This window comes from Aeromonas sp. ZOR0002, assembly GCF_963866995.1.
GTDB lineage: Bacteria > Pseudomonadota > Gammaproteobacteria > Enterobacterales > Aeromonadaceae > Aeromonas > Aeromonas caviae.
Genome location: NZ_CAWMFQ010000198.1, coordinates 1 through 4135 on the forward strand (window position 1 = coordinate 1; position 4135 = coordinate 4135).

Sequence of the window (4135 nt, forward strand, 5' to 3'; positions counted from 1 at the left end):
CGAGTCGACCGCCGCCATAGTGGCCCCCTCCGCAGCCGAACAGGCTCCGGCCGATGAGGCCGTGCTCGCCGATGAGGGCAATCCGGAGGAAGCGCTGGGGGACGAGACGATCCCGAGCGACGAGGAGCTGCAACCGGACCTCTATGCCGAGCTGGCTGCTGAGCAGGGCGCCGAAGAGGCGCCTGCACCCGCCGCGCCGCGTAAACCCGGGATCCTGAAGATCGAGACGGTGGAACTCTCCGACGCCGAGCTGGCCACCCTGGCCGAGCGCAAGGCGACCACGGCCATGGCCAAGGGACGGATGCAGGAGGCGCAGGATGGCTACTACGAAGTGCTGGCCCACGATCCCCACAACCAGGGGGCGCGGGAACAGCTGGCGGGCCTGCTCTATGGCGCCGGACGGCTGACCGAGGCCGCCCAGGTGCTGGAAGAGGGGCTGAGGCTGGATCCCGCGCAGGCGGACCTGCGTCTGCTGCTGGCCCGTGTGGCCATCAGCGGCGGGGATCGGCAGAAGGCGCTGGATTGGCTCACCGGCTATCAGCCCGATATCGCCAGCAATCTGGATTATTACGCCACCTGGGCCGGTCTTGCCCAGGAGCTGGGGCAGCCTGTCCAGGCGTCCGAGATGTACGTCAGGCTGTTGCGCCAGCAGCCGGATCAGGGGCGCTGGTGGCTGGGACTGGGGGTGGCGGAGGATGGTCAGGGACACCGTCAGCGGGCACTGGATGCCTATCGCAATGCCCAGTTGCACGGCAATCTGGGGGAGGCCTCCACCCAATGGCTTGAACAACGAATTGGCCAACTGACCCATTGATAAAGCGGCAGTTCGATGAGCCCATGCCATCGGACCAGGCAGCGGGCGTGAAGCAACAGAGATCGGAGCAACAATGGCACAACCCAGACTGAAAATGCGCCTAGGCGACCTGCTGGTACAGGAACAGATCATCTCGGATGATCAGCTGCAGCTCGCCCTGCAGCAGCAGCGCCAGACCGGCCGCAAGCTGGGGACCACCCTCATCGATCTCGGCTTCATCAGCGAGGTGCAACTGCTGACCTTCCTCGCCCGTCAGCTGGATGTGCCCTTCTTCGATCTCAACAACCTTACCATCGACGTCTCGGCCGTGGCGCTGTTGCCCGAGGTGCAGGCGCGCCGCTACCGGGCGCTGGCCGTCAACCTGAGCGACGACAAGGTCACAGTGGTGATGTCGGATCCGGCGGACCTGAGCGCCCTCGACGCCATCGCTGCCCTGCTCAGCCCGCGGGAGCTGGTGCTGGCCGTGGCCCGTGAAGGCCAGCTGCTGGAGTATTTCGACCGCCTCTATCGCCGCACCCGGGAGATAGAGAACTTCGCGGTGCAACTGCACGAAGAGCACCAGGAGACCGGCTTCGAGCTGGGGGCCGGCAGCCTCAATGCCGCAGCCGACGAGGGGGAGGCGACGGTGGCCAAGCTGCTGCGCTCCCTGTTCGAGGACGCGGTACAGGTGGGGGCCTCCGACATCCATATCGAACCGGACGAGAAGGTGCTGCGCATTCGCCAGCGTATCGACGGCGTGCTGCACGAAAACATCCTGAGCGAGGTGCGCATTGCCCAGGCGCTGGTGCTGCGCCTCAAGCTGGTGGCCGGGCTCGACATCTCGGAGAAGCGTCTGCCCCAGGATGGCCGTTTCAACATGAAGGTGCGCGGCCGCGACGTGGATGTGCGGATGTCCACCATGCCGGTGCAGTACGGGGAATCCGTGGTGATGCGGCTGCTGGATCAATCCTCCGGCATCTTGTCGCTCGCCGAGACCGGGATGCCCCCCGCCATCCTGACCCGCTTCCGCCGTCAGCTCAAACGCCCTCACGGCATGATCCTGGTGACGGGCCCGACCGGCAGCGGCAAGACCACGACGCTCTACGGTGCCCTCTCCGAGCTCAACCAGGCCAGCCACAAGATCATCACGGTGGAAGACCCGGTGGAGTACCGTCTGCCCCGCATCAGCCAGGTGCAGGTCAATCCCAAGATAGGCCTCACCTTCTCCCAGGTGCTGCGCTCCACCCTGCGCCAGGATCCGGACATCCTGCTGGTGGGGGAGATGCGGGACAACGAGACGGTGGAGATCGGCCTGCGCGGCGCCATCACGGGCCACCTGGTGCTGACCACCTTGCACACCAACGACGCCGTGACCAGCGCCCTGCGTCTCATCGACATGGGGGCGCCCGGCTATCTGGTGGCGAGCGCCCTGCGGGCCGTGGTGGCCCAGCGCCTGGTGCGGCGGGTATGTGAACACTGCGCCTGCGAGACGGCGCCGGACGAGGGGCAGGCCACCTGGCTATCCGTGCTTTCCGGTGAAGCGCCGGGGCAGCATCGCTATCGCAAGGGGCGGGGTTGCCAGAGCTGCAACTTCACCGGCTACGCGGGCCGGATCGGGGTGTACGAGCTGCTGGAGCTGGATCAACCCATGATGGATGCCCTGCGCCGCAACGATGCCGAGGGGTTTGCCCGGGCGGCACGGGCGCACGAGCACTACCGTCCCCTGGCCCTGACGGCGCTCGACTATGCCCGCGAGGGGATCACCTCGGTGGACGAGGTGCTTCGGCTGGCCGAGGACCTGGGGTAACGCATGAGGCATCTGGATCGTACTGAATCACTCTGCCGGGGTCGCCCATGAATCGTTTTGCCTACAAGGGGCGTGACAGCCGGGGCCAGGCCGTCAGCGGCGTGGTGGAAGCGGTCAGCGAGCAGGCCGCCGCCGAGCAGCTGATGCGCCGCGGGGTGATGCCCACCGAGCTGAAGGCCGGCAAGGCCAGGTCTGCCAGCATCGACTGGTCGCTGCTGCTGGAAGGGAGCGTCAAGCTGGAGGAGCTGGTAGTCTTCAGCCGCCAGATGTATGCCCTGACCCGTGCAGGCATCCCTATCCTGCGCGCCATCGCGGGGCTGGAGGAGAGCGCCCACAGCAAGCCCCTCAAGCGGGCGCTTCACGCTCTGGGGGAGGATCTGGCCAACGGCCGGCCGCTGTCGAGCGCGATGCAGTCGCACCCGAAGGTGTTCAGCAGCCTCTTCGTGGCCATCATCCACGTGGGGGAGAACACGGGTCAGCTGGAGGAGGCCTTCCTGCAGCTCGCCAACTATTTCGATCTGGAGCTGGAGACCCGCAAGCGGATCAAGACCGCCATGCGTTACCCCACCTTCGTGCTGATGGCCATCGCCGTCGCCATGGTGATCCTCAACATCATGGTGATCCCCGTCTTTGCCGGGATGTTTGCCAAGTTCGGGGTGGAGCTGCCGCTGGCGACCCGGATCCTGCTGGCCACCTCCCACTTCTTCGTTCACTACTGGTGGCTGCTGCTCGCCATCCTGGTGGGCGCCGTCGTCGGCTGGCGACGCTGGGTCGCCACCACCAAAGGCAGGCTGGCCTGGCACAGATGGCAGCTGCGGCTGCCCATCGTCGGCTCCATCATAGAGCGCTCCCTGCTTGCCCGTTTTGCCCGCAGCTTCTCCATGATGCTCAAGGCCGGCGTGCCGCTCAACACGGCGCTGACCCTGGTGGCCGATGCGGTGGACAACGCCTGGATGGCGGGGCAGATCCGCGACATGCGGGGCGGCATCGAGCGCGGCGAGAGCCTGCTGCGCACCGCCGGCGCCAGCGGCCTGTTCACTCCCCTGGTGATGCAGATGATCGCGGTGGGGGAAGAGACCGGCCAGGTGGACGAGCTGCTGCACGAAGCGGCCGAGTATTACGAGCGTGAGGTGGATTATGACCTCAAGAGCCTCACCGCCCGCATCGAACCCATCCTGATCGGCATAGTGGCCGTCATGGTGCTGGTGCTGGCGCTCGGCATCTTTACGCCCATGTGGGACATGATGCGGGCCGTGCGGGGTCAGTCGTGAGTTATCTGTGCAACCAGCATCTTCACTCTCCCAATGGCGGGGAGATGATGCGGGCCGTGCGGGGCAAGTGATGCGATGAGCAGACAGTCCGAGCAGGATGAGCGTTGGCTGGGAGGCTACAGGCGGTTGATCGCCTGCATCCTGCTGCTGGTCATCCTTGCCACCCTGGCCCTGAGCTATCGCAGCCACAGGGAAGCGGCGCTGGCGGTCAGCCTGACCCTGCTGGGGGAGCAGTTTGCCGAGCGGGTCCAGCGGCTGCACGGG

The 4135-nt window shown here is 66.3% G+C and carries 3 protein-coding genes and 1 pseudogene; all 4 read left to right on the forward strand.

From position 1 onward, the window contains the following. Positions 1–814, forward strand: an 814-nt coding sequence (locus AACR77_RS11745; protein ID WP_042881682.1) for a tetratricopeptide repeat protein, incomplete at its 5' end; no start/stop codon positions are given. 73 nt (positions 815–887) lie between these two features. Continuing rightward, a complete protein-coding gene (gene mshE / locus AACR77_RS11750; protein WP_041214305.1) occupies positions 888–2600 on the forward strand; it encodes an MSHA fimbrial ATPase MshE in 1713 nt (570 codons plus the stop codon). A 47-nt stretch (positions 2601–2647) separates the two neighbouring features. Then, complete coding sequence (locus tag AACR77_RS11755; RefSeq protein ID WP_042881684.1) at positions 2648–3871, forward strand: type II secretion system F family protein; 1224 nt, start codon at positions 2648–2650, stop codon at positions 3869–3871. A 75-nt stretch (positions 3872–3946) separates the two neighbouring features. After that, positions 3947–4135: pseudogene (locus AACR77_RS11760) on the forward strand (hypothetical protein); the annotation flags it as partial.